General features: G+C 64.9%; 30 protein-coding genes, 1 tRNA gene and 1 pseudogene. 4 read left to right on the top strand and 28 right to left on the bottom strand.

All coding sequences use genetic code 11. The features are described 5' to 3' along the window. Positions 1–256 precede the first annotated feature (256 nt). Positions 257–2,344 carry a UvrD-helicase domain-containing protein gene (locus LGM71_RS31665; RefSeq protein WP_059601965.1) on the top strand — a complete coding sequence of 696 codons (2,088 nt, stop codon included), beginning with the start codon at positions 257–259 and terminating at the stop codon, positions 2,342–2,344. A 90-nt stretch (positions 2,345–2,434) separates the two neighbouring features. On the opposite strand, the gene LGM71_RS31660 is transcribed toward LGM71_RS31665, so the two are convergent. Then, positions 2,435–3,334, bottom strand: coding sequence for a c-type cytochrome (locus LGM71_RS31660; RefSeq protein WP_174919996.1), 900 nt, complete (start codon positions 3,332–3,334; stop codon positions 2,435–2,437). Between the two features lie 252 nt (positions 3,335–3,586). On the opposite strand from LGM71_RS31660, the gene LGM71_RS31655 reads away from it, so the two are divergent. Then, positions 3,587–3,662, top strand: a tRNA-Arg gene (locus LGM71_RS31655). A gap of 54 nt (positions 3,663–3,716) precedes the next feature. Here LGM71_RS31655 and LGM71_RS31650 read toward each other — a convergent pair. The 14 genes and pseudogenes from LGM71_RS31650 to LGM71_RS31585 form a co-directional block, all read right to left on the bottom strand. Then, positions 3,717–4,793, bottom strand: coding sequence for a tyrosine-type recombinase/integrase (locus tag LGM71_RS31650; protein WP_264160650.1), 1,077 nt, complete (start codon positions 4,791–4,793; stop codon positions 3,717–3,719). Between the two features lie 113 nt (positions 4,794–4,906). After that, positions 4,907–4,996 (bottom strand): annotated as a pseudogene (locus LGM71_RS33240) (DNA-binding protein); the annotation flags it as partial. Positions 4,997–5,066: 70 nt separating this feature from the next. Further along, entirely contained in the window at positions 5,067–5,363 is a 297-nt protein-coding gene (locus LGM71_RS31640) for a hypothetical protein (protein WP_226118444.1), read from the bottom strand. 320 nt (positions 5,364–5,683) lie between these two features. Further along, positions 5,684–8,476, bottom strand: a complete 2,793-nt coding sequence (locus tag LGM71_RS31635) for a toprim domain-containing protein (RefSeq protein ID WP_226118442.1) — start codon at positions 8,474–8,476, stop codon at positions 5,684–5,686. 2 nt (positions 8,477–8,478) lie between these two features. Further along, the gene (locus tag LGM71_RS31630; protein WP_226118441.1) at positions 8,479–8,733 is read right to left on the bottom strand and encodes a hypothetical protein; all 255 of its coding nucleotides are present in this window, start codon (positions 8,731–8,733) and stop codon (positions 8,479–8,481) included. Further along, on the bottom strand, positions 8,730–9,092 hold the full coding sequence (locus LGM71_RS31625) for a hypothetical protein (RefSeq protein ID WP_226118440.1): 363 nt from the start codon (positions 9,090–9,092) through the stop codon (positions 8,730–8,732). The genes LGM71_RS31630 and LGM71_RS31625 overlap by 4 nt, the downstream gene beginning before the upstream one ends. 3 nt (positions 9,093–9,095) lie before the next feature. Beyond that, entirely contained in the window at positions 9,096–9,551 is a 456-nt protein-coding gene (locus tag LGM71_RS31620) for a hypothetical protein (RefSeq protein WP_226118439.1), read from the bottom strand. A 4-nt stretch (positions 9,552–9,555) separates the two neighbouring features. Beyond that, positions 9,556–9,750, bottom strand: a complete 195-nt coding sequence (locus LGM71_RS31615) for a hypothetical protein (RefSeq protein ID WP_226118438.1) — start codon at positions 9,748–9,750, stop codon at positions 9,556–9,558. Positions 9,751–9,793: 43 nt separating this feature from the next. Next, positions 9,794–9,988 (bottom strand): hypothetical protein, encoded by a 195-nt coding sequence (locus tag LGM71_RS31610; protein ID WP_226118437.1) that lies wholly within the window; start codon positions 9,986–9,988, stop codon positions 9,794–9,796. Positions 9,989–9,992: 4 nt separating this feature from the next. Next, a complete protein-coding gene (locus tag LGM71_RS31605; protein ID WP_226118436.1) occupies positions 9,993–10,187 on the bottom strand; it encodes a hypothetical protein in 195 nt (64 codons plus the stop codon). Positions 10,188–10,275: 88 nt separating this feature from the next. Continuing rightward, on the bottom strand, positions 10,276–10,524 hold the full coding sequence (locus LGM71_RS31600; protein WP_006757081.1) for an ogr/Delta-like zinc finger family protein: 249 nt from the start codon (positions 10,522–10,524) through the stop codon (positions 10,276–10,278). A gap of 27 nt (positions 10,525–10,551) precedes the next feature. Continuing rightward, the gene (locus LGM71_RS31595) at positions 10,552–10,743 is read right to left on the bottom strand and encodes a hypothetical protein (RefSeq protein ID WP_012734469.1); all 192 of its coding nucleotides are present in this window, start codon (positions 10,741–10,743) and stop codon (positions 10,552–10,554) included. Positions 10,744–10,771: 28 nt separating this feature from the next. Continuing rightward, on the bottom strand, positions 10,772–10,963 hold the full coding sequence (locus LGM71_RS31590) for a hypothetical protein (RefSeq protein ID WP_017432096.1): 192 nt from the start codon (positions 10,961–10,963) through the stop codon (positions 10,772–10,774). Positions 10,964–10,979: 16 nt separating this feature from the next. After that, positions 10,980–11,207 carry a hypothetical protein gene (locus tag LGM71_RS31585; protein WP_226118435.1) on the bottom strand — a complete coding sequence of 76 codons (228 nt, stop codon included), beginning with the start codon at positions 11,205–11,207 and terminating at the stop codon, positions 10,980–10,982. 75 nt (positions 11,208–11,282) lie between these two features. Here LGM71_RS31585 and LGM71_RS31580 point away from each other — a divergent pair, with 75 nt between their 5' ends. Continuing rightward, the gene (locus LGM71_RS31580; protein WP_413226928.1) at positions 11,283–11,774 is read left to right on the top strand and encodes a helix-turn-helix domain-containing protein; all 492 of its coding nucleotides are present in this window, start codon (positions 11,283–11,285) and stop codon (positions 11,772–11,774) included. Here LGM71_RS31580 and LGM71_RS31575 read toward each other — a convergent pair. Further along, positions 11,765–12,145, bottom strand: coding sequence for a helix-turn-helix domain-containing protein (locus LGM71_RS31575; protein WP_226118433.1), 381 nt, complete (start codon positions 12,143–12,145; stop codon positions 11,765–11,767). The two genes, LGM71_RS31580 and LGM71_RS31575, sit on opposite strands and share 10 nt — an antisense overlap. 223 nt (positions 12,146–12,368) lie before the next feature. Here LGM71_RS31575 and LGM71_RS31570 point away from each other — a divergent pair, with 223 nt between their 5' ends. Next, the gene (locus LGM71_RS31570) at positions 12,369–12,608 is read left to right on the top strand and encodes a hypothetical protein (protein ID WP_226118431.1); all 240 of its coding nucleotides are present in this window, start codon (positions 12,369–12,371) and stop codon (positions 12,606–12,608) included. Between the two features lie 8 nt (positions 12,609–12,616). On the opposite strand, the gene LGM71_RS31565 is transcribed toward LGM71_RS31570, so the two are convergent. The 12 genes from LGM71_RS31565 to LGM71_RS31510 all read right to left on the bottom strand — a co-directional run bounded on the left by LGM71_RS31565 (position 12,617) and on the right by LGM71_RS31510 (position 24,682). Further along, positions 12,617–13,762: a phage late control D family protein gene (locus tag LGM71_RS31565; RefSeq protein ID WP_226118429.1), complete on the bottom strand. Its 1,146-nt coding sequence runs from the start codon at positions 13,760–13,762 to the stop codon at positions 12,617–12,619. Then, complete coding sequence (locus LGM71_RS31560) at positions 13,759–14,187, bottom strand: phage tail protein (protein WP_226118427.1); 429 nt, start codon at positions 14,185–14,187, stop codon at positions 13,759–13,761. The genes LGM71_RS31565 and LGM71_RS31560 overlap by 4 nt, the downstream gene beginning before the upstream one ends. 13 nt (positions 14,188–14,200) lie before the next feature. After that, positions 14,201–17,452 (bottom strand): hypothetical protein, encoded by a 3,252-nt coding sequence (locus LGM71_RS31555; protein WP_226118425.1) that lies wholly within the window; start codon positions 17,450–17,452, stop codon positions 14,201–14,203. After that, a complete protein-coding gene (locus LGM71_RS31550; RefSeq protein WP_226118414.1) occupies positions 17,449–17,568 on the bottom strand; it encodes a GpE family phage tail protein in 120 nt (39 codons plus the stop codon). Before LGM71_RS31550 ends, LGM71_RS31555 begins: the two co-directional genes overlap by 4 nt. Continuing rightward, a complete protein-coding gene (locus LGM71_RS31545) occupies positions 17,568–17,879 on the bottom strand; it encodes a phage tail assembly protein (protein ID WP_226118412.1) in 312 nt (103 codons plus the stop codon). The genes LGM71_RS31550 and LGM71_RS31545 overlap by 1 nt, the downstream gene beginning before the upstream one ends. Before the next feature lie 33 nt (positions 17,880–17,912). Beyond that, positions 17,913–18,422 (bottom strand): phage major tail tube protein, encoded by a 510-nt coding sequence (locus LGM71_RS31540; protein WP_226118410.1) that lies wholly within the window; start codon positions 18,420–18,422, stop codon positions 17,913–17,915. Between the two features lie 29 nt (positions 18,423–18,451). Continuing rightward, entirely contained in the window at positions 18,452–19,624 is a 1,173-nt protein-coding gene (locus LGM71_RS31535) for a phage tail sheath protein (RefSeq protein ID WP_226118408.1), read from the bottom strand. Between the two features lie 111 nt (positions 19,625–19,735). Beyond that, positions 19,736–20,485, bottom strand: a complete 750-nt coding sequence (locus LGM71_RS31530; RefSeq protein WP_226118406.1) for a DNA-methyltransferase — start codon at positions 20,483–20,485, stop codon at positions 19,736–19,738. After that, a complete protein-coding gene (locus tag LGM71_RS31525) occupies positions 20,463–20,645 on the bottom strand; it encodes a Com family DNA-binding transcriptional regulator (RefSeq protein WP_175742700.1) in 183 nt (60 codons plus the stop codon). The genes LGM71_RS31530 and LGM71_RS31525 overlap by 23 nt, the downstream gene beginning before the upstream one ends. 149 nt (positions 20,646–20,794) lie before the next feature. After that, positions 20,795–21,133: a hypothetical protein gene (locus tag LGM71_RS31520; protein WP_226118404.1), complete on the bottom strand. Its 339-nt coding sequence runs from the start codon at positions 21,131–21,133 to the stop codon at positions 20,795–20,797. Between the two features lie 67 nt (positions 21,134–21,200). Beyond that, entirely contained in the window at positions 21,201–21,629 is a 429-nt protein-coding gene (locus tag LGM71_RS31515; protein ID WP_226118402.1) for a phage tail assembly chaperone, read from the bottom strand. A 5-nt stretch (positions 21,630–21,634) separates the two neighbouring features. Next, complete coding sequence (locus LGM71_RS31510) at positions 21,635–24,682, bottom strand: hypothetical protein (RefSeq protein WP_226118400.1); 3,048 nt, start codon at positions 24,680–24,682, stop codon at positions 21,635–21,637. Between the last annotated feature and the right edge of the window lies 1 nt (position 24,683).

The following is a 24,683-nucleotide window of genomic DNA, read 5'->3' as shown; positions in this document are numbered from 1 at the left end:
GCGTCCACCGGCGCGGGCAGCGCGCGGAAAGCGCGCGGGGAAAGGGGGCAGGAAAAGGGCGCAGGAAAAGGGCGCAGGAAAAGGGGCGCGAAGCCCGCCGGTGTCGCGCGTCGCCACCCGGCTGCATCGTCATCCGCCGGCTGCCGCCGACGTGTTAACATGCGCGTCCTGCCCCGCGTGTCCGCCTGCATTCCAGGCCTGCCGCGCGCGGCATCCTCCCGGCGTTCCGCCGTCAACCGCAACATCATCCGTCATCATGTCCGCAGGCCTCAACCCCGCTCAGAACGAAGCGGTGCGCTACCTCGACGGTCCCTGCCTCGTGCTCGCCGGCGCGGGCAGCGGCAAGACCCGCGTGATCACGCAGAAGATCGCGCACCTGATCGAAGCGAAAGGTTTCGAGCCGCGCCATATCGCGGCCGTCACGTTCACGAACAAGGCCGCGGCCGAGATGCGCGAGCGCGTGTCGAAGCTGCTGGAGGGCAAGACGCTCACCACGCCCGGCAAGGAAGGCCGCAAGGTGCCCGTCAACCAGCTCACCGTGTGCACGTTCCACTCGCTCGGTGTGCAGATCCTGCGCCAGGAGGCCGAGCACGTCGGCCTGAAGCCGCAGTTCTCGATCATGGATTCGGACGACTGCTTCGGGATGATCCAGGAGCAGATCGGCACCACCGACAAGGGCCTGATCCGCAAGATCCAGAGCACGATCTCGCTGTGGAAGAACGGCCTGATCATGCCCGATGAGGCGATGGCGATCGCGGCCAACGAGGACGAGCACCAGGCCGCGCTGGTCTACCGCAACTACGTCGCGACGCTGCATGCGTATCAGGCGGTCGACTTCGACGACCTGATCCGCCTGCCCGCCGAGCTGTTCGCGAAGAACGAGCAGGTGCGCGACCGCTGGCAGAACAAGCTGCGCTACCTGCTGATCGACGAATACCAGGACACCAACGCGTGCCAGTACGAGCTGCTCAAGCTGCTCGCCGGCCCGCGCGCCGCGTTCACGGCGGTGGGCGACGACGACCAGGCGATCTACGGCTGGCGTGGCGCGACGCTCGAGAACCTCGCGCAGCTCGGCAAGGATTTCCCGAAGCTGCACGTGATCAAGCTCGAGCAGAACTACCGGTCGACGGTGCGGATCCTGACCGCCGCGAACAACGTGATCGCGAACAACCCGAAACTGTTCGAGAAGAAGCTGTGGTCCGAGCACGGGATGGGCGACTCGATCACCGTCACGCCGTGCAACGACGAGGAGCACGAAGCCGAATCGGTCGTGTTCCGGCTGTCCGCGCACAAGTTCGAGCGGCGCACGCAGTTCCGCGACTACGCGATCCTGTATCGCGGCAACTTCCAGGCGCGCATCTTCGAGCAGGTGCTGCGGCGTGAGCGGATCCCGTACGTGCTGTCGGGCGGTCAGTCGTTCTTCGACAAGGCCGAGATCAAGGACCTGTGCGCGTACCTGCGCCTGATCGCGAACGCCGACGACGATCCCGCGTTCATCCGCGCGGTCACGACGCCGCGCCGCGGGATCGGCAACACGACGCTGGAAGCGCTCGGCTCGTTTGCGGGCCAGGCGAAGGTGTCGCTGTTCGAGGCTGTGTACATGGGCGGGATCGAGGCGCGGCTGTCCGCGCGCCAGGTCGAGCCGCTCAGGATGTTCTGCGACTTCATCCAGCGCCTGACCGATCGCGCGGACAAGGAGCCCGCGACCGTCGTGCTCGACGACATGATGGAGGCCATCCACTACGAGGCCTATCTGTACGACGCGTTCGACGAGCGGCAGGCGCAGTCGAAGTGGCAGAACGTGCTCGAATTCCTCGAATGGCTGAAGCGCAAGGGCACCAAGCCCGAGACGGAAGCCGTCGACGGCGAGGCCGACGGGTTCCACAACGCCGACGGGCTGGCGGACACCGGCAAGAACCTGCTCGGCCTGATCCAGACCGTCGCGCTGATGTCGATGCTCGAAGGCAAGGACGAGGATCCGGACGCGGTGCGGCTGTCGACCGTCCATGCGTCGAAGGGGCTCGAGTATCCGCACGTGTTCCTGGTCGGCGTCGAGGAGGGGATCATGCCGCATCGCGGTGGCAGCGAGGACGACGGCCCCATCGACAACGAGCGGATCGAGGAGGAGCGCCGGCTGATGTACGTCGCGATCACGCGCGCGCAGCGCAGCCTGCATCTGAACTGGTGCAAGAAGCGCAAGCGGGCGCGCGAGACGGTCGTGTGCGAGCCGTCGCGCTTCATCCCCGAGATGGGCCTCGACGAAGCGCCGCCGCCGACGCCGGAGGAAGCCCCGATGACACCGAAGGACCGGCTCGCGAGCCTGAAGGCGCTGTTGCAGAAGTGACGTGCGAGAGGCGGCCGGCGCCGCCGTCCCAAGAAAGGAAAACCCCCGCGATGCGCGTGCGCCGCGGGGGTTTTTTCTGGCCGGCAGACGTTACTTCGACGCGTTGACCATGTAGTCGACGGCCGCCTTCACGTCGGCGTCGGACGCGCTCGACCCGCCCTTCGGCGGCATCGCGCCCTTGCCGTGCAGCGCGTAGTTGTAGACGATATCCATCGAGTCCTTCAGGCGCGGCGCCCAGTCCTCCTTGCTGCCGAACTTCGGCGCGCCGAGCACGCCGGCCGCGTGACACGCCTGGCAGACCTGCGTGTACAGCGCCTTGCCGGCCGATGCGGCGTCGGCGCTGGTCGGCGCAGCCGCGGGCTTTTCGCCGGCCTTCGGAATCGCGGCGATCGCGGCCATTGCGGCCGCGGCCTGCGCGTTCGACGCATCCGCGCCCGACGCGCCTGCCGCACCCGCCGCGCCGCTCGCCGCCGGCGCCGCATTGGCGGCCGGGGCAGCCGGCTCGGGGAAGTTCGCGCCGTCGTTGTTCGCCATGTAGACGATCGCGCGCGCGATTTCATAGTCGCTGACGTCGTCGGGATTCGTGCCGCCACGCGGCGGCATCGCGCCCTTGCCCGACAGCGCCGTCTTCAGCAGCGTGTCGAAGCCCTGCGAGATGCGTGGTGCCCAGTCATCCTTGTTGCCGAACTTCGGCGCGCCGGCGGCGCCCGTGCCGTGACAGGTCACGCACACGGCCTTGTAGACTTCCTCGCCGGTCTTGTACGTGCGGGGCGCGTTGGCGTCCTTCACGTCGACTTTCGCGAGCGGTGCGATCCGCGCGGCGACCTGTTCGTCCGATAGCGCGTCCGTGCCGGCGCCCGAGCGGAACGCATGGTTGGCATAGGTGGCAAACAGGACGATCAGGGCGATCGGAATCGCGAATGATGCGATGACGACGGCAATCAGCTGCCCGGGGGTTTTGACGGGAGATTCGTGGGGTGCTTCGCTCATGCTTGCCTCGTCTCCGTGAATAGGAATTGTGAGCGCGGTGCAACGGCAAAATGGCAGTCCAATGAAGCACGGACGATTATAGACGGAACGTTTACATCACGGCGAGCGGCGCGAAGGCGCGTGTTTACCCGCACGAATGGGGGCCTGACGGGGATTCTGCAGGCAAGGTGGACGCTTCATGGGAAACCGGGTATCCTTGCCGTCTTGCCAATGGTGGGCGGCCGGTTTATTGGGGTCGTTTCACTGTCACATGCGCCCGTAGCTCAATGGATAGAGTACTGCCCTCCGAAGGCAGGGGTTGCTGGTTCGATCCCAGCCGGGCGCGCCAAGCCTAGTCAGGCTTTCAGCGGTTTCCTCCCTTCGTCGGACAGACTCATTGCAGCTAAATTGCAGCTAGCACCGGCACCGGCTCGGCCGTTAGCGGCGTGACCCAATGCGCCAGATGATCGGCTGACAGGTGCGCATACCGCTGCACCATTTCCAGCGTTTCCCAGCCGCCCAACTCTTTCAACACCTGCAGCGGCGTGCCGCGTTGCACGTGCCAGCTCGCCCAGGTGTGGCGCAGGTCGTGCCAGCGGAAGTCCCTGATACGCGCACGCTTCAACGCCTTGCGCCAGGCTTCGGTCACGGTCTGATACACCGGCCGACCGTGGTAGACGAACACGCTGTCGACGAACTCGGGCGCGCGCTTCTTCCCGCGTTGGCGCAGCAGCACGGCGATCGCTGTATCGGACAACGGCACCGTGATCGCCTTCTTCGCCTTCGCCTGGTCCGGATGGATCCATGCGACGCGCCGCACGATGTCGACCTGCGACCACTGCAATCCGGTCACGTTCGAGCGACGCAGCCCTGTCTCGAGCGCGAAGCGCGCCATGTCGGCCAGGTGATCGGGCAACTGGGCTAGCAGACGTTCGGCTTCAGCCTGCGTCAGCCAGCGGATCCGCTTCTGCACGACTTTCGCGTGCTTCGTGACCGGCACGCGGTCCAACCATTCCCACTCGACGGCCGCGTTCAGCACCGCCTTCAACACGCCGATCACGCGCGTCACCGTGCCGGTGCTGACGCGCTGGTCGGTGGTGACGATTCCGCGCTTCGTGCGGATGACTTTCGGTTCCATCCTCTTCGCCTGGGCGATTGCGTCGATTTTGTCGCGGTCGATGTCGATCAGCGCGACGCCGGACAGGTGTTGGTCGAGCCACCGCAGGTGCGTTTTCGACGTTTCCAGACTCGCCAGCCCTTCCCGGTCGCTGATGTATCGCACGACGGCGTCGTTCCAGGTGTAGCGCGGCTTGGTGCCGAGCCGCGCCTGGTTCCAGAGGTCGACCTTCAACCGGTCGTGGAACTCCTGGGCCTGCGCTTTGTTGCTGGTTCCAGTGCTGCCTTGTAGCGGCGTTCCGCCGCCAGGGGGGTAAAGCTTGTATTGCCAGTTGGGACTGGTCTTCCGTTTGTAGAGCGACATTTTTCAACTTCTCCAGGACGATCGCCCTGCACAACTCGCGGGATCCATTCTCCGGCGAGGTAACGCTGTAGGGCAACCGTCGAAAACATCCAGCGCTTCCCGACCTTACGGCCCGGGATGTCGCCGGCCTTTGCTTTCAGGCGCACCGTTTCCGGATGTGCGCCGAGCAACGCGGCCGCTTGCTCAAGGTTGACGGTGTGCATCGGGCTATCTCCCGAGCGCGACGCGGCAGGGGGAGGGGCAAAACAACTCGTGGATTCGTGGCATGCCCCGTTATTCATACGTAACCATCTGATTTTTAAGGTTTTTGCTTGCCATCATTTGCCATGAAAAACCCGTGGCACCCCCTTCCGACTCGTGGCCTAAAAAATAGGCAGCGCCCGCGACTCGTGGCAAAACGCGCCCGACTCGTGGCGTAGCGTTTCGATCAATTTCCGCCCCTTCTACGTATTCTTTCTTCTTCTTTTTCAATGAATTAGAGAGAAGAGAAAAAGGGACGGCGGCGGCCGGCGCAAAAACCGGACTAGTGGCGAAAACGCCTCGACTAGTGGCAATTCGAAGGCGATTCATGGCGGCACTCTTCTCAACAATCAAAGACTTACGAGCGGACGGCCCCGAAAACCACGATTCGCGTGCGCTGCCTGCCCGTTCCCTGTGGAAAAACCGGCTCGCGCGCCCCCTCTCCCTCAAGGCCCGCGTAGTTGCCCGGCCGTTTCGACTTGCGGGGGGGACGGGGGGAAGCGGACAGCACGCGGGCCGCGTGACGGCGTGCGCCGATTGCTGCGCGCATCGACGCACGTACCGCAAACCCGAATACAGGGCCGCTACGCGGCCGGTAAGAGGGTGGGAAGGGGTGCGGCCGCGTGGCGGCCGCATCGGCTGAGAGGGCGTCACGCTGCAGCCCCTTGCCGGGCATCGGTCGCCAGGTCTTCACGGATGGACACGTGCAGCCCGAAGCCGGTCAAGCGGTCCAGCGAGATCGGGGTGAGGTACGGCACGCGTCGGGTGTAGATGCGGCGCTCGACTTCCTTCTCGCCGACGACGACGCCAGCGTGCTTGAGCTGGGCCTTGAACACGCGATCGGATTTGACCGGCAGGCCATTCCATTTGTCACGCAGCGCGCTCGTGTGGGCGATGTGGTCCATCACGTGCCCGGTGCGCAGCAGCAGGCAGAACTCGCCGTCGACGGTATCGAACGTGAACGGGTGCTTGTAATTGCCGCCGTCGATCTCTGACAGCACGGTTTCCATGATCCAGACCCACGGCTCGCGATCGGCGCTCGTCTCGGCGATGTGACCGTTCATTTCGGCGAGCAGGTCACGCGGGAAGTCCCCTTCGGTCGGGTCCATGCCGGCGAACTCGCACAGGTAGCCCCAGGCGAGCGCGACGGCCGCATAGTTGCCGGACATCCGCTTCGCGCCGTCGTCCTCGCCGCTCGCGCGGCAGTTGGCCAGCGCCTTGTCGCGCAGCGTCGCGTACTGGTCGACCACGGCGCGCTTGTCCAGGCCGGCGAGGAATTCGAGCCACTGGCGAACCGGGAAGCGCGGCAGGTCGTCCGGCATCAGCGGGCCACGCTTGCCGGTCAGCGTCGTGCGCACGAGCTTGCCAAGCAGGCTGCGCACGGGCACGTCTTCGCCGGCCAGCATCACGGGCGCGCACAACAGGTATTCCGTCATGTCGGTGCCGCGACGCGTCACGGTGTACTGGTAGTTCTCCTGCAGCAGGCCGACGGCCTTGTCGATCACGTCCTGCCGGCGCGCGGACAGCTCTTCCCATCCGACCGGGTGGCTCGTGTGGCTGATGCTGGTCAGCAGCCGGAACTCGGTCTGCAGCGACTGCCCGGAGAACATCGTGAACGCGAGCGAGCGCTCAAGGCGCTTGATGAGCGTCGACTTGCCGGCGCCCTTGTTCGCCTGGATCGTAATGTGCGGCCAGAAGCCGAGCAGCGCCTTCAGGTGGCCGCCGAGCGCCCACACGAGCGGAATCGTCGCGGCGTTCTGTTTGAACGTCGCCTGGTACGCGGTGATGACGCGGCGCGCGTCGCTGGCCGGGCCGGTCGGGAAGGTCAGGTTGTGATACGGGCACTGCTTGTCGGCTTCAGTGAAGTAGCAGTCCGGGCCTTCGTTGACGATCAGGCGGCCGTCGCGCCAGGCGAGCCCGACGAAGTTTGCCGCCTGGCGCGCGCCGAGGTCGGCGCCGCGCTCGAGGATGTTGACCATGCGCTTGAATGGCGCCGGCGCCCAGATCGGGCCGAACTTGCCCCACTGGTCGACGTTGTGCAACTGGTCGTCGAGCATCACGCGGCGCACGAGCTGCGCGCCGTGGCGCGGCGCCTGGACGGACACGGCGAAGTAGACGGTCGGTGCCTGGTCGGCGTCGCCCGTCATGGTCGACGTCGCGCTCGCGACCGACACGCGGCTGATGCCGGCAATGCGGAAGCCGCACAGATCCGTCATGACGGGCGTTTCGACGCCGGATTCCTCGTTGCGGTCCATCTTCGTGATGTAGCTGGTGAAGTCCGGCCGCACGCGGAAGCGCCAGTACTGCGCGAAGTCGTGCGACGGCAGGAAGATGCGCGGCCGGCCACGACGTGTGGCGTCGCCGGCCAGGCCGGCGATGAGCCAAGGCTCGAGCTGCTCGAGCGCGCGCGACAGCTCGAGCGGGCCGCGCAGCTGCAGGTAGTCGTTGACGTCGTTGATGGGCTTGGCGGTCTTCTCGCCGTCCGCGAGGTCGGCGAGCCAGTCGGCCTGGTCGACGAGCACGGCGCTGATGTTCAGCGCCGTCAGCCGTTCGTAGAGCGCCCAGGCGGCTTCCGGTCCAGGGCGGCGGCCGGCGCGTGGATGGCCGTCGGCGAACGGCTCGTCGTTGTCCAGGCAGATCACGACCTGTTTGCCGCGCAGGAACGTGAAGTCGATGCCGTCGACGTTCGCCAGGCCACGCAGCGCGAGCGCGGCGGCGCCAGGCATCGCACAGGTGTCGATCGACAGCGCATTGATCGCGCTTTCGACGATGAACACGCGCTTCGCCTTGTCGAGCCGGCGCGGATCGGCGGTCCAGCCGTAGCCGGCCTTGTCGCCCTGGGTCTGCGTCTTGACGCCGCCGTTGAGCGCCGGATCGATGTAGCGCATGTCGACGGCGACGACACGCGCGTCGCCAGGTGCGCGGACGATGAACGCGGCGGCCGGGCCGGCGTGGCCGACTTCGCCGGCGGCGACCTTCGAGCTGGTCCACGTGTTGAAGCCCAGCGAGCGCGATGCGATCGCCGCGTCGATCGCGGCGGCTGAAATGCCACGGCCGCCGAGGTATTCGCGCACCTGGTCGCGCTCGGCGAAGCACCGATCGGCGATGTACTCGACGGTCGTTTTCTCGCGGCGCTCGGCCGGCGCCTGGCGGTCGAGCGGGATGCCGTACGCGTCGTGCAGGTAGCGCACCGCGTCGGCGACCGTGCCGCCACGCGTGTGAATCACCAGGTCGATGCACGAGCCGCCAACGTCGGCGCTGTGGTCGCGCCAGCCGGTGCCGTGCTTCGGGTGGTTCACGTAGATCGACAGGGACGGGCTCTTGTCGTCGTGCTGCGGCGAGTGGTAGAGCGCGCGGTCGCCGCCGCGACCGCGCTTCAGGCCGAGGCGATCGGCGAGGTCGTGCAGGTCGATGCGTTGTTTCAGTTCGTCGATCGAGGCCATTGTTATTGCTGTTGCTGTTGATGCAGGGAGAGGGCGGCAGGGTTGCCGGGTGTCGCGGGGCTGTCGACGAGCGCGCGGAGCGCGCCGGCCGACGCGGGGAAGGCAAGCGCCAGGCGATCGCCAAGGACGCTCACGAACAGCGCGAGCACCGCGACGCGCTGCAGGCCGCCGGGTTCATGGTCGAAGCGAAGGGCGTCGGCGGCCGCCGCGATGGAGGCAGCGAGCGCGGCGTCGTGAGGGGGGGTTGTGTGCGTCATGCTGCTGTACCTCCGAGGATGTCGTGATGGTTCTGCTGCAGGCGTTGAACAGCGTGCTGCAGCTCGTAGCGCGAGGTCATTGCCTGGTCGAGCGTCGCGCGCAGGCGATCGCGATTGCGCTCGACGTTCGACGTCGCGCTGGCAAGCGCTGCGGTGCGCGTTGCGCCGTGGCCGATCCGGATGCCTGACGCGAGGTGAGTGACGATCCACTTCTCGGGGTGGCCGTCGCGCACGTGCGGCTCGGCGTGGATGCCGAATGCGGCGCTGGCGTCGTTGGGGATGACGACGTGATCGCCGGCGACGGTACGCAGACCGGCCGACGTCAGCAGCTCGTAACGGATGGTGGGTTCGTGGTTCACGTATCACCCCTTCTGGCCGGGAAACAGCGCGTCGACGATTACGCGGGCCAGCGAAACCCAGGCACGTGCGCGCGGGCTCTGCAGCTCGAGGACGTCCTGGTCCGGATTCGCCTGTGCGTATCCGTGGTGCGACATGAGCTTCGCGACGACGATGCGGACACGTTGCTCGCGGTGATTCATCGTGACGTCCGGTATCAGACGCATGACGTCGGCGCTACGCCTCGATGCGAACGCTGCGCGCAGCTCCTCGATGTCGTTCTGAGTGAGATCACGTCGAGCCACCAGCGGTAGCGTGAGCGGATTCAAGCGCCGGACGGCGTTCCAAAATTCGCGAGCGGCGTCGTCGACGGTCAGGTGGTCGGCGATCGTAATGCGGCCGTCGTGGTGGATGGTGAACAGCACGTTGCTGTAGGACGTGTCGACTGACTGAAACCAGAAGGGGTTTGTGTTGGATGTCATCGCATTACCCTCGCGGCGGGACGGACCAAGCAAGCGCCGCGACAATCGCGACCATCGCGACGACGCCGATCACGAAAGCGATCGCACGGGTGTTTCGAACGTCGAACAGGCGCAGCACATCGGCGACCAGGCAGTAGATGCCGGTGAGGGAGAGGGAAAGCATCAGCAACACGCTGATGCTGAAAACGTAGGGCTTCATGTTGTGGTTCCAGGTGAGTGCGCCGGCGGCCGGCGCGGATGGGTCAGTCGAAGTCGTTCGCGGCGCGGCATTTCCCGTCGACGGTCGGCAGCTCGGGGACGGGTTCTCGATCGCGCCACACGTTCGCCGTGCATTCGAATGCGTGGCGGGCCGCCGGGCACAGGGCGTCGAAACTGCCGACCATGCGCAGGCGGCGCCACATCGCGCGCAGGTCGAGTTCGGAGAGGGGCGCGCGCATCGCGTCAGTGCATCCAGGCGAGCACCGGCGTACCGCGCGCAAGGTCCCACGACACGACGAAGCCCAACGCACGGGCGGATGCGACGAACACATCGGCGCGCACGTCGGCTGCGAAGATCTTCGTGAGGTAAGCGACACGCTCGTCGTAGGACAGCGAATGGGCGAGTGCGGCGATCGGTGCGGGGATCAGCGTTTGCATACGGCCTCCTAGAAATTTCAGGCAAAAGGAGTCCCTCACGCCCGCAGAGCGGGCGCGATGGGTGTTCAGCGAAAAAGCGGGTTAGGGCTTAGGCGTCGAGCAGCGGGAGCTGTCGCGAATCGGTCGGAAGCCGATCAACCTTGCCGATCGGCACGTACACGTGCGGATTCGGGTTGAGGCTCGGCGCGATCGTATGGACGGTCGCGACGTGAATCTTGTAGGTCGTCGCACATTCGATGTTGGTGCACTGGCAGTACGCCTCACGAACGAGAGCGGACAGCGTGCGGCTGGTTCGAATGACGGCGCGGCTGCCGCAGTGGTGACACTTCAATTTCATCGTGACTTCCTGTCGGAGACTGCCGCGTTAAGAACGGCTGCTGTTGTGGACGACGTAGAGAGCCCGGTCTCGTCCGGTGAGGCGACGTGTGCCGAGACGCAGTCGTCGCTTCACGAGCCATTCGGCCGCCTGCTGGAGCGTCGCGAGACCTTCCTGCTGTCGCACGCGCTCGAGCAGTTCGGCGTCCTGCTCGGTGAATGTGATTTCGAGTTCGGGCATGGAATCGGCTGCTTCTGAGCTGCTGCCTTTAGCCGCGCTCGTGGGCTACATTGCTCGATGGCAACAGAGCCTCGGCGGCTTCGCGCAGGACCATCTGGCGAATCAGCGTTGCGGTTTGCTCGCCCTGGTAGTTGGCGAGTGCAGTGATGAGCGCGTATTCGTAATCGTCGAACCGCACCATCAGGCGCCTTTCTCGGACGCGCTTGGGATCGGGGTACATGGTTGTCACCTCGGGTTCAGCTTGCGGAAACGTTGCCCGTGGTGTCCTCAAACGAGGACATCTTGGCGAGGTAGAGGGGGAGCCCTTCGAGGTAGATGAGACGCGCCAGGCTCGACAGCGAGCGCCGCTCTTGGCGGCCGAGCTGCTCCAGCCCGGCACGCTCTGTGGGAAGGAGGCGCAGCGAAACTGTCTTGCTGGACATGACGCCCGGCGGCGCACGCCGCGGGCCTTTGTGGGTAGTCATGGCGGGTATACTCAATTTCGATAGTGCTTCACTAGGGGTAAGTGAAGTGTAAGTTACTCAAAACGATTACGCAAGATGTCTGATACAACAATCGGATTACGGCTGAGGGAGGAGCGGATGCGCATTGGCATGAGCCAGGCGGAGTTCGCTGCGCTCGGCGGGCTCGGGAAACAGGCGGAGTTCAACTACGAAGCCGATGCCCGATCGCCTGACGCGAACTATCTGGCGGCGCTTTCGAAGGCCGGGGTCGACGTGCTGTACGTGATCACGGGCGAGCGTGCGCAGGGGGCTTCCATGCCGGACGACGAAGCCGAGCTGCTCGAAGGGTTTCGCCAGTTGAACGACATCGGCCGCACGGCCGTCCAGGCGTCGATCAATGGCTTCCTGCTCGCGGGTACGATGACGATCTCAGGCGCGCCGGCGAAGCGGCTTCCGCGCCTTGCTGAAAACCGAGCGGCGAAACTGGATGCTGCGGCGCTGCAGGCGCTGAAAGACGCGCAGGCAGACGCGGAGCGCACGCAGGGCTCGCGATCGCCGCGTAAGAGCAGTGTGAAAGATCAGGACTGACGAAGTGTCTCTGCGGCGCGCTCGAGCGCCGCCATCGCTGTTTCGACTTCCCCTAACACGTCGATCGTTGTCAGCTCGGTTGATTCCTCACGAGACAATTCGCACAACGCAGCGAGTTCACGATCGAACCGCGCTACGACGGTGCGGAGCTGCGCTCCGAAATCGGTAAGCCGAAACCCATCACTTCCCGAACGACGCTCCATCAGCAGGCGGCCGAGGACGCGCTCGAGCGCGGACACCTTCTCGCTGACGGTCGGCCGCTGCACGCCCATTGCCTGCGCCGCTTCCGAAATGCTGCGATAGCGCGCGATCTCGCTGTATGCGCGCAGCAGATTCCAGTTGAGCCGAGGGGGAGTCGTCCGGGAGACCATGATTCGAGCGATAGTTGTTGTTGCAGTAATGCGCGCTTCGCAGGGGCGGGGGACGAGAGGCGGGAGAAAGCCTGCGAAAGATAGGCGTTTTCCTAACTTTCACGGGGCTTTCTCCTTCATTCCATTTGTCTGAAAAAAGCACGAAAATGGGGCAGCGTTACAGCACGCGTGAATGCCGTTTCACGTCGTAGCGCCTCTCAAAATATCCGAAGAGGAAGCCGTAGTGACCTACCAGCATGAAGATCCACAGTGCCCGATTGGAACAGCCGAGGACGAGGTAATCCAGCGCTGTGCAGACGCCACGATTGCCGCCCAGTGTGGGCGCGCGATTACCACTGTAGCGGGGAACCGCAATGCGTGTGCAGTGCGCGATCTATCGGCCAGCGATCGTGCTGCCCTACTGGCGCAGGTGTCGAGCGCGATGCTCAGTCTGTCGAACATCCGCACGTTGTTACTGACGTAACGTCACTCCTACTCCGAGGTGTCGATCTCCGGCACCTCGCTAGCTTTTACCTCCAGATCGAGGTCCGATGTAAATCCGCCGTTACCGTCGATCGAGTGTGTAACGCGCGCAATGATCCAGTTGCAATCATCGATGACACGTTTGTAACCGCGCACGGTTACTGGTAATTCCGTCATCAGCTCGGGGCGGCCGAGCGCAAGCACGATGCTGAATTCTGCGACGCCGCGTTGCAACTTCTCCCACTCTGCCTTCGCCGCACGCGTCGCGTTGCCCTTGTTCGCATACGTATGCCGCAACGTCTTCACGTTCTCGGCCGTGCCGAACATCACCTCGCCACTCTTGTCGATCGGCTTCTTCTTCGCCGTCGTGCGACGCCTGCGCCGCTTCACGGTGGTCGATTGCTTCTTCGCGGTGCGAGTGTTCAAGTAGAACGCCTGCACACCGGAATACGTGTCGCGATCTGCCACGCCGAACGCGTGGCGATCGCCGACGTCGCGCGTGATCGTGACGGCCGGCAACGGCTTACCGCTGGCTGTGGTCGCCTCGCCGGCCTTGATGAAGAGGAGCAGCCCGTTCTTCACTGTGGCGATCGCGTCGAACATCTTCGCCAGGCGCGACAGCAGATTTGCATCCGATTCGGCCGTCTGGTCGATGTGGTCGACGAGCTGAGCGTCGAGCGCCTTGCTGATGCGCGCCTCGACCTTGTTCTGACTGGCGATCGCGCGCACGATGGCACCGACCGTCTGCCGGTGCCAGGATCGCTCTTTCTTGATCGACAGACCCGCGCGAAGATCGACGCTGCGCGCGCGGATGGTGAGCACATCCGGCGTGCCGGTGTGCCGAACCTCATCGACCATGAATTCGCCCTTGTCGACCAGGCCGATCGCCGCGCCGGCCCAGCCGATCGACAGCTTCAGCGTAACGCCGCGACTCGGGATCTCGAGGGCGCCGTCCGAGTCGTCGAGGGTGATGTCGAGCTGGTCCGCCTCGAAGCCACGGTTGTCCTGCAGCGTTAGCGAGATCAGCCGGCCGTCGAACTTCTTCGTGATGTTCTTGCCGTTGAGCGTGATCGAGTAGATCGCACGCGGCACGCGATCATCGGCGATCACGACGTTCTGCAACAGGTCGGCGCCCGGGATGTCGGCCAGGTTCATAGTGAGATCGCCCCCTTGATGGCGTCGGTCACGATGCCGAGCATGTCGAGATCATCGTTGCGCGTCAGTGCAATGGTGAACTCGATGCGCCGCGCGGTGCCATCGTCGAAAAACAGCGTGCGCGTCGTGACAATGTTATCAATCGTGAACATGCCGTAGATGTGGCCGGTGCCTTCGATCAGCGGCCAGGCGGTGTGTTGGTTCGCCATCGCCTCAATCACAGCCAAGGACAGGTCGCCACCCGTCAGCTCGGGTAGCAACACGCCCGACAGGCTGATGGTCTCGTCGTCCTCGCCGACGTACTGCCGCGCGGGTTTTTTGCCGACGCGGTTGTTGCTGGCGAAACGCCAGCCGCGCCGGCGCTTCAGCTCCTGATAGGGCAGGGTCGACAGGCTGAACACGAACAGCCCGAGCGCCATCATCATGACAACCTCTCCTTCAATCTCGGTCGCGCAGACGCGAGCGTTCGCGCGCGGCCTGCGCGGCTTGTTCCTGACGCATCACCTGCAGCACCTTCTGCGCGAGCGCCTGCTCGTCCATGCCGGGCGCCGCGTAGACATGGATCGTGACGGGCGCTGGTGCGGCAGGCGCGCGTGCGGTGGCCGACGCGACCGTAAGCGGCGCCCGGTTGTCGACGGTGAGCGGTGCGCCGCCGGCGATCGCCGCGCCCGTGATGCCGATCCCGGCGCCGGCGGCGACGATCCGCTTACCAACCTCGATCACGGTCGATAGCGGGCCGTCCTGGCCCTCGCGCAACCCTTGCTCGAGGCCGGCCATCGTGAAGCCGCCGAGCGCGGCGAACACGCGACTCGGCGAATGGATGCGGAGCTTTTCCTTGAACCAGCCGATCACGCTGCCGCCGGCCGACTCGATCGCATCCTTCACGGAGCCGAGACCGCTCTTGATGCCGTTGACCAGGCCGGACATCAGGTTCGCGCCGAAGTCGACGAAGCGCGCAGCAGCCTGCGCCGCGACAACGACGATGTCCGCGAGCCACGCGCCGAACCCCCTGCCGGCGCTGGCCGCCGCGTCGAGGCTTTTCTTGCTCGCGTCGACCGGCCCCAGCAGACGCGTGATCCAGTCCCATGCGCTCTTCACGGCGCCGACCAGCCAGTCGAACACGGGCTTCAGAGGTGCGAACGCCGCGCCGAGCGTCGCGAGCACGCCGCTGAAGATCGGCGCGAGCGGACGCAGGCCGTCCGTCAGCCCCTGCCAAAAGCCCGAGAAAAACGCCTTGACCGGCTCCCAATACTTGATGACCAGGAGTGCGGCGAGCGCGATGCCGGCAATCACCAGTCCGATCGGATTCATCAACGCGGCGCGGCCGACGAACAGCAGCGTCTGCGCAAGCCCGCCGAGCGCAGCTCGCACGCCGTTGATCGCGCCCATCGTGCCGCCCTTGACCAGATCGAGGCCGCCGCGCGCTGCGTCGACGGCCAGGCCGGAAACGCCGCGCCGGGCGACGTACTGGCGCGCCGTCGTCCAGCGCGACGCCGCTGCCGCACGGGTGGCGGCCGCTTGTGCGGCGACGGCGCGCCACACCTGGACGGTGTACTGCCGCGCGGCGCCGGCGCCATCCTTCATCGCGGTCGCGGCCGACACGCCCCATTGCTGGATCGACGCCTTCGCGGCCTGGCACGCGGCCGGCACGCGCTGCGCGAGCGACACGAGATAGGTGCGCAGTGACGACGCGGCGGCTCGAGGCGATGACGCCTGCCATGCGCTCGACAGCGCCGTGCGGATGCGCCCGGCTGCGGACTGCGTGCCCTTGCCGGCTGCCGTGACGCCGGCGGCTGCGCCGGACGCTGCACGCGAAATGCCGCGCAGCGCGCCGGCGCTGGCGCCGAGCGCACGCACGAAGACGCCGCCCTGGATGCCAAGCATCGACATGCTGAAGCGCACAATCGCCAGCGGCCCGAGAATGCCGGCGAGTGCGATCGTCAGCGTGCCGAGCACGGCGAGCAGCACGCCGAGGCCGGCGGCACCGATCGCGACCGCACGCGTGAAATTCGGGTATTCCTTTGCGAAGCCGAGCAGCCGCTCGAGCACACTCGTCGTCAGCTCGAGCGCGCGGTTGTACACAGGCAGCACTTGCTCGCCGATGACGGTGCGCAGGTTGCGCACCTTCTCGAGAGCGATCAGCTCCTTGCCTTCCGTTTGCTTCTGGCCCAGCTCGTGCAGCTTGTCGATGCCGTACGCGCCACGGTTCAGCTTTTCATTCTTGTGAATCTGCTCGCGCTGCATGTACATCGTGGCGAACAGGTTCGCGCCGTTACCGTTCGTCATGATCGTGGAGAATTCCTCCAGGATCTTCGCGTCGGACGTGATGCCCTTGGCCTTCAGCTTCGGCAGCAGCACCTTCTCCAACCACTCGAACGGCGACGCGTTGAAGAGATCGCCGCCGATCAGCGCGCCGGGCTTGATGCGCTTCACGTTGCCGATCGTGTTGTACTCGACCGACTTCTTGTCGACCAGGCCCAGCTCGACCAAGCGCTTCGCCGCGCGCACGGTGGTCTTGCCCTGCATCAGGTTGCTGTACGCGGCCTGCACGCCGGTCCCGGCCGCATGCCCGCCCATTTCCTGAATCAGCGGCTCCATCTGGTAGTAGAACGCGTCCTGGCGCATCTGCTTCGCCGCGACCTTGCCGGTCTGGATGAAGTTGCGCCACTCGTCGCCGCCGACGCGGCCGCCCGTCGCGGTCAGCACCTGCTGGACCATGTTCGCTTCGCTCTTGAACGCTGCCTCGCTTTTCGTGCCGCCGCGCAGCTCGATCACCTTCAGCATGTTCATGAACTTCTGTTCGTTCTCGTGCCCCTGGCCGGCACCGAACATCGCCTCGTTCGCGAACTTCATCTTCGCGAGCGTCGGCATCACCATCTGCGCGTGATGCTCGTCCGCGAAGATGGACATCGCGTCGCGCATCAGCGTCATGTTCTCGGCGATCGCCACGCCCGGCGTCTTCATCGCGCGCACGTAGCGCTCGGCATCCTGCGTCGCGCGGTCGCCCAGGCCGAGCCCCAGGATTCGGCCGCGCTCGTTTTGAACCTTCTTCGCCTCGGCCAGCGGTTCGCGCAGATCGTCGAGGAGGTGTTTGCCGGTCGCGCGCGCGGCGTATCCGCCGATCGCCATCTCGGCAGCGGCGCCGCGCGTGGCGCCCATCCTTGCGCGCGCGTCCGCGATGCGTTTCTGGCGGCTGTTCAGCGCGTCAAGGCGACGCGATTGGGCGTCGATCGCGCCGGTCGTTGCGGCGATGTCGGTGCGCAGCGTGCGCTCGTGCAGGGAAAGCCTGCTCGTGTCGACGCCGGCGCGACTGAGCCGGCTGCGCAGCTCGTCGACACTGGCGGATTGCTTTTTGAACGCGACGCCAAGCTTTGACGAGGCTTGCCGTGCCTTCGCCAACTCGGCGACCATCTGCTGCGATGGCGGCCCGTACGCGCGCAACGACGTCGCGAGTTCCTTGACCTTCTTCTGCGCGTCTGCGAGCTTCGTCGCGGTATTGGCGAGCCCCGTGCGCATCTCGCGGAATTCGCCGATGCGCCGTTGCGTATCGTTGAGTTCCTTGAGGCGCGCGCGGGAATCCCGCAGCTCATTTACCAGGATGCGGTTCTTCGCGGCGATCTCGCGAATCGGCCGGCTCGCCTGGTCGAGCGCCTTGAGGACGACCTCGAGACGGAGAGATCGGGCACTCATTCGTCACCCTGTTCGTAGCGTTCACGCGCCCGCTCTCGCCAGCCCATCAGCTCGGGCAGCGACATCGTCGCCATAACCTCGGGCGACCAGTGGAACACGAGCGCGATGTCGGCCATCACGTCGTCGACGGATCGAGGGAGACGTCTACCTTCGACGAGTTCGGCACCAAAAAACCGGCCACCTCCGTGCCGAGCTGCAGCAGGTCGGCCGGGTCCAGGCGCAGCACGTCCTGCGTGGTGAGAACGGGGTCACTGATGCGCGGTAGTACCTTCGACAGCGCGATCACGTCGAGCTGCAGGACGTCGGTGAGCGCGACGCCGCGCAGCGCGCCGGCGAGCGGCTTCATCAGCGTGACGGCGGTGATTTCCTGCTCGCCGCGGGTGATCGGCGTGTCGAGCGAGATGACGACGGATTGCTTCGATTGCATGGTGTGGTTCCTGAATGGGTAGTGGAAGGGTGGTTAGAGTCCGAGCGCGCGGCGCTGCTGCGCGAGGCGATCGACGCCACCGACGATCTCGACGAAGTTGGGGATGTCGATCTCGATCAGGGTTTCGCCGTTGCACACGAGGCGGTAGTACGACAGCGACATCGTGCCGGTCTGGTCGGCGTTGTCGCCGGCCTTCGCCTTGCCGGGGTCGATCTCCTTGTAGCGGCCACGCACGTACACCTCGATCGCATCGGTCTCCTCGGTGTCGTCGCGCTGATACGAGCCGGCGAAACGCACGGACACGCCGTCGATCTTCGACGTGCCCCACGTCTTGAACATCTCCTTCATGAAGCCGCCCATCGTGAGGCCCAGCTCGAGCTTCTCCATGCCGAGATCGATGTCGACCTCGGCATTCATGCCGCCGCCGCGATACGCCTCCATCTTGCGCGTGAGCTTCGGCAACTGGATCTCGGGCACCTCGCCGACGAACGAAACGCCGTCCTCGAACACGTTGAAATTCTTGAGTTTGGATGGCAGAGCCATTGCGTTTTCCTATGGTGAATAGCGGTCTGTCAGACGGCGATGCTTTCCGCAAACTTGACCAGGTAGCGATCGGTGATGCGCTGGCGGAACGTCAGGTCTTCGAGCGGGGGCGTCGGGCAGAAGTCGTAGTCGATGAAGCCATGACCAGCCTTCAGCGAATCCTTCTCGTTGGCGGCCGGATCGAACCAGCACTCGCCGTCGATCAGGTAGCCGGCGGTCTTCCACGCGCGGAACTTCGCGTTCACGCCGTCGACGACGTCGCGCATCAGCGTGCGACTCATCGGCTGGTCGACGGCCCACATGTGCGCTTCGGCCATCGTGTCGGCGATCACCTGCGCGCTGCGCACGTAGTTCTCGAACGCCCACAGCTTGTCCTCGGAACAGGTGCGCGATCCCCACAGACGGTACCCATTCGCATTCACGAGCGTGGTGACGTCGTGGCTGTTCAGGTAGCCGGCGTCGGTATTCGGGTCTTGCAGGTCCCAGAACACGTCGCGGCTGATGCCGGTGACGCCGTTCACGGCGACGTTCGAGATCGTCTTGTGCCAGCCGGTCTCTTCGTCGATCTTTGCGCGCATGCCGAGCGCGCGCGCCGTCGCCCAGGTGATGTCCTCGGCGTTGGTCGTGGTGTTCCAGTTCACGAAGTCCGGCCAGATCGTCATCAGCTCGCGCTGGCCGAAATTCGCGCGGTAGGCGACGGCTTCTTCCTTCGTCTTCGCGCCGAAAGCGTTGACGTAGCCGAAGCCGCGAAGCTTCTGCGCGATCGTCGCCAGCTCGGTTGCAACCGGCAATGTGTCGAGGCCAGGGCAGCCGAGCACGCGCGGCTTCACGCCGAGCCTGCTCTTCGCGGCGAGCAGCGCCTTCATGCCGGTGTACTGGCCGTCCGCGTTGGTCGTGCCGATCACGTTGCTGGTCGTGGCGTCTGCATCCTTGCCGGTCGGCACGCGCACGGCGACGATCAGCGGCGAGGTCTGCGCGGCGATCGCGTCCAGCGAGCGAGCGAGCGTGCCCTTCGTGCCAGCTTTGCCGATCGCGGCCTGCACGTCCGTGATGAGCACGGGCCGGTTTTCGGGGAAGGTGCCCGCATCGGCGTCGTCGCCGGTGCTGACCAGGCCGATCACGGCGGTGCTGACCGTGCGAATGGGGCGCGTACCGTCATTGATTTCAATGACGCGTACGCCGTGGTGGTAATCAGAAGGCAAGCGTTTCTCCCGGAAGTGAGCCTTCCGAAAGATTGCCTTCCGCGCGCGCGGAGATCACGCGCCGGAGGTTGTGCAGCGGCCGGGTACAACCGAAGCCGCTGCAGGCCGTCGCTATGCCGCGACGGGCAGCGCGTCCAGCTCGGCCAGGCGTGCGGTCGCGACCTGATGGTAGGTCGGTTCGAGCTCGCAACCGATCCAGTTCAGGCCGGCCCCCTTCGCTGCGGCGAGGAACGTGCCGGACCCGGCGAACGGGTCCAGGACGACGCCGCTGGCAGGCGCCAGGCGCACGACGTCGCGCGCGAGCTGCGCGGGCTTCTCGGTCATGTGGCGCTTCGGATGCGCGAGGCGCTCGGAGAACACGCCAGGCAGATACACGTCGGCGCGGCGCACGGCGCCCTTCGTCGCCCAGACCAGGAACTCGGTCTGCTGCGCGAAGCCACCCATGCGTGGCCGCGTGCGGCCGCTCGTCTTATCCCACACCGCGACGCCGCGCCAGGTGAAGCCGGCGGCCTGGATCGCATCGGTGAGGCTCGGCAACTGGCGCCAGTCGACGAAGCAGGCCAGGTGCGCTTCGTTGCGGCACACGCGGTAGGCTTCGGCGAGCCACGTCATGCACCAGAACGTCCACGATCGCTGGTCCTTGCTGTCGTGCTGGAACTCAGGATAGACGGTCTTCACGTCGCCGCCGATGTACTTGCTCGACGGTGCCTGGCTGCGCGACGCACTGGTGGTGCCGCCGGACGAGTAGGGCGGATCGGTGAAGACCAGGTCGACGCAGGCATCGGGCAGCGCGCGCATGACGCTCAGGGCGTCGGCCTGGTGCACGCGGTTGATCAGATCAGCGGAGATGGTTTGCTGCATGGGGCGATTCCCTCGTATCGGAGGCTCGATGGCCTGCGGGTAGGGGGCTCGCGGCCCTCAGAATATTCATTGCGCCGCACCGCGGGCATTTGATGGTGAGCCGGACGTATTCGCCGGCGCCGAGTTTGCGGTTACAGCTTCCGCATCGGATGTCCTGCATGGGGTGTTTCCTGCCTGTGCTAGGATGCCGGCGCCTCTCGAGAGGTGTCGCGGCCCTGGCCAATCCTGCAGGCATACTCTGCTGGTGCGGGGCGTGCACGATGTTCCTGCATCGCGCACGTCGCCGCGTCCTATCCTTCCTGCCTCGCGTTACGCGACGAATTCGCCACCGGCGAGCATGTATCGGTCGGCCGTGCCGTACATCATCGACTCGTCCGCATTCGCGGCCTCACCTTCGGGCTTCGGTTCCACCAGTCGTCGCTGGATATACGCGAACGCCCCCTCGTTGGCTTCCGGCATGCCCGACACGAAAATCGTTACGCCGCCCTGCAGCGGCAACTTTCCTGACTTGAACGTCGCTTCCGACACGTAGCTCTGTACCGTTCCACTTGTGTACTTCGATGCTGCATCGATCGAGACGTTGCTGACGACGTGGTAGGCAGCTTGCACACCGGTCGATTCGAGCACGATGTCTTTCTTGATTGCCATTTTCTGTTTCTTCCTATGCGAATTGGGCAGGCGCCCAGAGAGGTGAAATTGCGCTTTTGGTCGCTCTTCATAACGGAAAAGCGGGCCACTGGACTTCCGGAAATCCTTTCATTCTGGTCATGTCACGAAGCTCGCGGCGATATGCGAGCAGCGTGCGGTACTGCGCTTCGGTCAGTGTTGTCTCGATACCTTCTTCGACTTGGTCTCGATGCCGTGCGACCATGCCGTCGGTCTGCTCCAGTAGGCGGTTGCGCTTGTTTTTTGCTACCTCGATGCGTTCTTCGATGGGCGGCGGAGGATGATCTGCGAAAGCAGGACGTCCTCTGACACAGAGAGCCATGCATTTCCCATGAGACTGCCCCTCAAGGAGTGCGCGATGTTCGTCATCACTGATTTGGATTGCTCCGGCCGGGATGGCCTTTTTGCTATGCAAGGCGTCGTCATAGAAAGCAACGATGCGCCGCGTTTCGTCAACCACTGCGTATTTTTGTCCCATATCACTCACCACCCGATTGCCAGCCAAAAGAAACCATCGATTGCGCCTTGACCAGACGACTGCACGAAAGGTTGGAATCCATCGTTGTTCCACCAGCGCACTTGCATCCAAACGTCGGAATCGATCGAGCCGCTAGCGTTATGTGCTGTCGCTTGCACATTCATGCACCCGGAAGGGAAGGCCAGCGGAAAATGCACAACGGGCGGATGACCCTCTCGGAATGGGCCAGTCTGGTATCCAAGCTGAATAAGGAATCCGCTAGGGTGCCGCCAGATCGCCGGATTCCCCCGGCTGAATTCAAGATCGAGACTTCCGCCAAACAGTGCGCTGAGATACTTTCCCGCCCACGGCATCCAGACGTTGCCGTCACTCTGATAGGTCGACCCGCCGATATGTAGATTGCCGTTATCCTCAAAGAACGCCGGTACGTTGTTGTATGCGCTGTTGATGATTTCGATTCCGCCACCACGCCGCGCGCGGAGGAACGTCTGCCAACCATCTGCCGAGCGCAATCCGATGTCTGCATCCCACCCGTCGCGCGCGAGAAATAGCCGCCCGTTCATGGTGTCGCCACCGCGATTGATCTTCGCGTTCGGATCGAAGTTGCCCGTATCCCACGGCGTGAGGCCGGCCCAGCTCGGTCGCGCCCGTGGGAAACTGACGGTGCCGTTATCCTGAACCACCATATTCGCGGCAGTGTTCGCGGCGTTCGCGAATATCAGTTGCTTCGTCGAAGCTTGCGCTTGGATGCGCGGCGCATAGCCATTCGAATTGAAAACGAGCGGCGAGCCATTGTCGCCGGCGCCGTAAAGTGTCACCGTGCCGTTGATCTGGCCGCCGATGGTCCGGTCGAGCGGCGTGAGGTTTGTTGGGTCCCACACACGCGCGCCGTTCACATAGAACCCACCCTTGACGTCCCACTTGCCGGCACGGAAGTCGTAATACCCGTTGACGCTTCCGTCATACGAGCGCATCCCCATGCCGTTCCAACCCTTCAACGCGAAGTTGTAGGTGCTGTAACTTGCTCTATCCCCGGTGCCGTCCTCGAAACCGTTGATTCCGGCTTTGGCAAGCAAGTAGAGAGGGGCAGCCATCGTGCCGCCGGTCTTCTTGTCGAGCGGCGTCAGATTCATGCTGTCCCACGGTGTCGCACCGGCCCAGGTCGGGCGTGCGGCGAGCGCCGCCACGCCGGTATCGCGCGCAATCGAGAGTGCTGCGCCGAGGCTCGTACCGTTGTCCGCAAATCGGTTCAGGTTGAGCGCGTCCGCTGTGCCGGAACACGAGAGCGCCCAGCGAAGCACGCCGGCCGTCCGAAAGATCACGGCCTTCTCCTGCCCGGCGTCAGCGTCCATCGAGTACGCAGCCCGGCCGCCGCGCCCCTTTCGGTCCACGGTCAGCTCTCCAACGATGCTCTGTGCAGCCGTCGCGGTCTTCGAGACGTAATCACCGGGGTTGAAGTTGCCCTCGTCCCACGCAAGGTTGCCGGCGAACCGTGGGCGAACCGACGTGATGATGCTGGTGACTTTGACGCCGTTTCGTAGAACCGTCAGCCACGCATTCGAATCACGCCAGGCATCGTTGACCGCGCGGAACTGCAGGCTCGATCCGTATGCCTGGACGTCCCACAGCTTCTCGTCGACCGCGCCATCCTTGTAGCGCCACAGCACGTTCGGCAACGCTCCGTTGCGGCCGATGGTTACGCCCGATACGTCCGGCGACGCCGTGACGATGCTCCCCTCGAACAGATACGAGCCTGTCGCGTGCTGATTCGCGCCCGCATACGTGAGAAAGCGGGTTGGGTCGAGGTTGCCCGCATCCCAGGCTTCGTACCCGTTGAAGCGCGGACGCACGGCGAGCGACGCGCGGCCCGTCATGCGATCAATGAACAGCACCGATCCGGCGTTTGCCCCGTTGTCGTCGTAGCGGAACAGATTCAGGTTCGACAGGGCGGCGGCGCTGGACAGAAGCCATTTGTGTTTGCCGTCCGTGCGGAACGCAATTACCTGCTCCTGCCCGTCGTCGCCGTCGAGGAAAAGGGACGTCGTGCCGCCGATCCCGGTGCGATCGAGATACAGCGAACTGAGGATCTTCTGCGCGTTTGTCTGGACCTTGCTGACATAGTCGGGCGGATTGAAATTCCCGGCATCCCAGGCGAGATTGCCGGCGAACGTCGGGCGCACAGTCGTGCTCAGGCCGCCGTCGACCTGGATGCCTGCCGCCGTCAGATTCATCACGCGCTTTTGTTTTGCGTCGCTCGCAGCGTCGTTTACGGAACCGTTGTTGATCCAGAATCCGAGCGACTCCTTGCCCCACGTGCCGCCGATGAAAGCGGCGCGGATCGAGGCGATGAGGCGGACGCCGGCGTCGGCGGTCCCTGTCCCCGAGCCGAAGGTGCCGTGGAAGCGCAACTTTGCTTCCCGGTTCAACGCGCCGGACTGGGCCTTGATTGCCAACTGCGCATCGGAAGCGCCAGGCGCGGACGTCATGCTCGCCGAGCCGGTGATCGCGGGGCTGGCGAGCGGTGCATATCGCGCGGCCGCCGTCTTCGGCGTGATGGCGCGCGTGTTGTCCGCGCCCGCGTCGACCTCGGCCTGTGTCGCTAGCTCGACTACACCCTTGCGCTCGGTGGTCGCCGGTGGATTGAGGAAAGACGTCGGCCCGAACGTCAGCTTTGCCACATCGATGGACGTGAACTCGGTGTCGGTGGCGAGCAGCAACATCGACGCCGGCGCCTTTTCCAGAATCGGCGTGTTCTGCACGTAGACGCCGAACAGCACGCCGTTGTCCAGGTACAGGCCGAACCCGTACAGCTTGTATTGGTCCGCGCTGTCATCCTGGATCACGAGGTGGATCGTGTCTTTCGCGACGGTGTCGCCGCCGAAGGTCGTGATGCGCTTCAGTTCGTTCGGTAGAGCGGTCATGTCCGGCTTGAACGTGAATGCCGCCGTGCTGAGACCAATCTGCGTGACCTGGCGCGCGGTCGTGCCGGTGTTGCCGAGCGCGACCAGTGCGGCGCGGCCAGCGTCCGTGATGTAGATGAGGTTTCCAGCCATG

The sequence above is a fragment of the Burkholderia sp. AU33545 genome, assembly GCF_020419685.1.
Classification (GTDB): domain Bacteria; phylum Pseudomonadota; class Gammaproteobacteria; order Burkholderiales; family Burkholderiaceae; genus Burkholderia; species Burkholderia diffusa.
The sequence above is the reverse complement of the archived record's forward strand: the minus strand, read 5'-3'. Positions and strand labels throughout refer to the sequence as shown.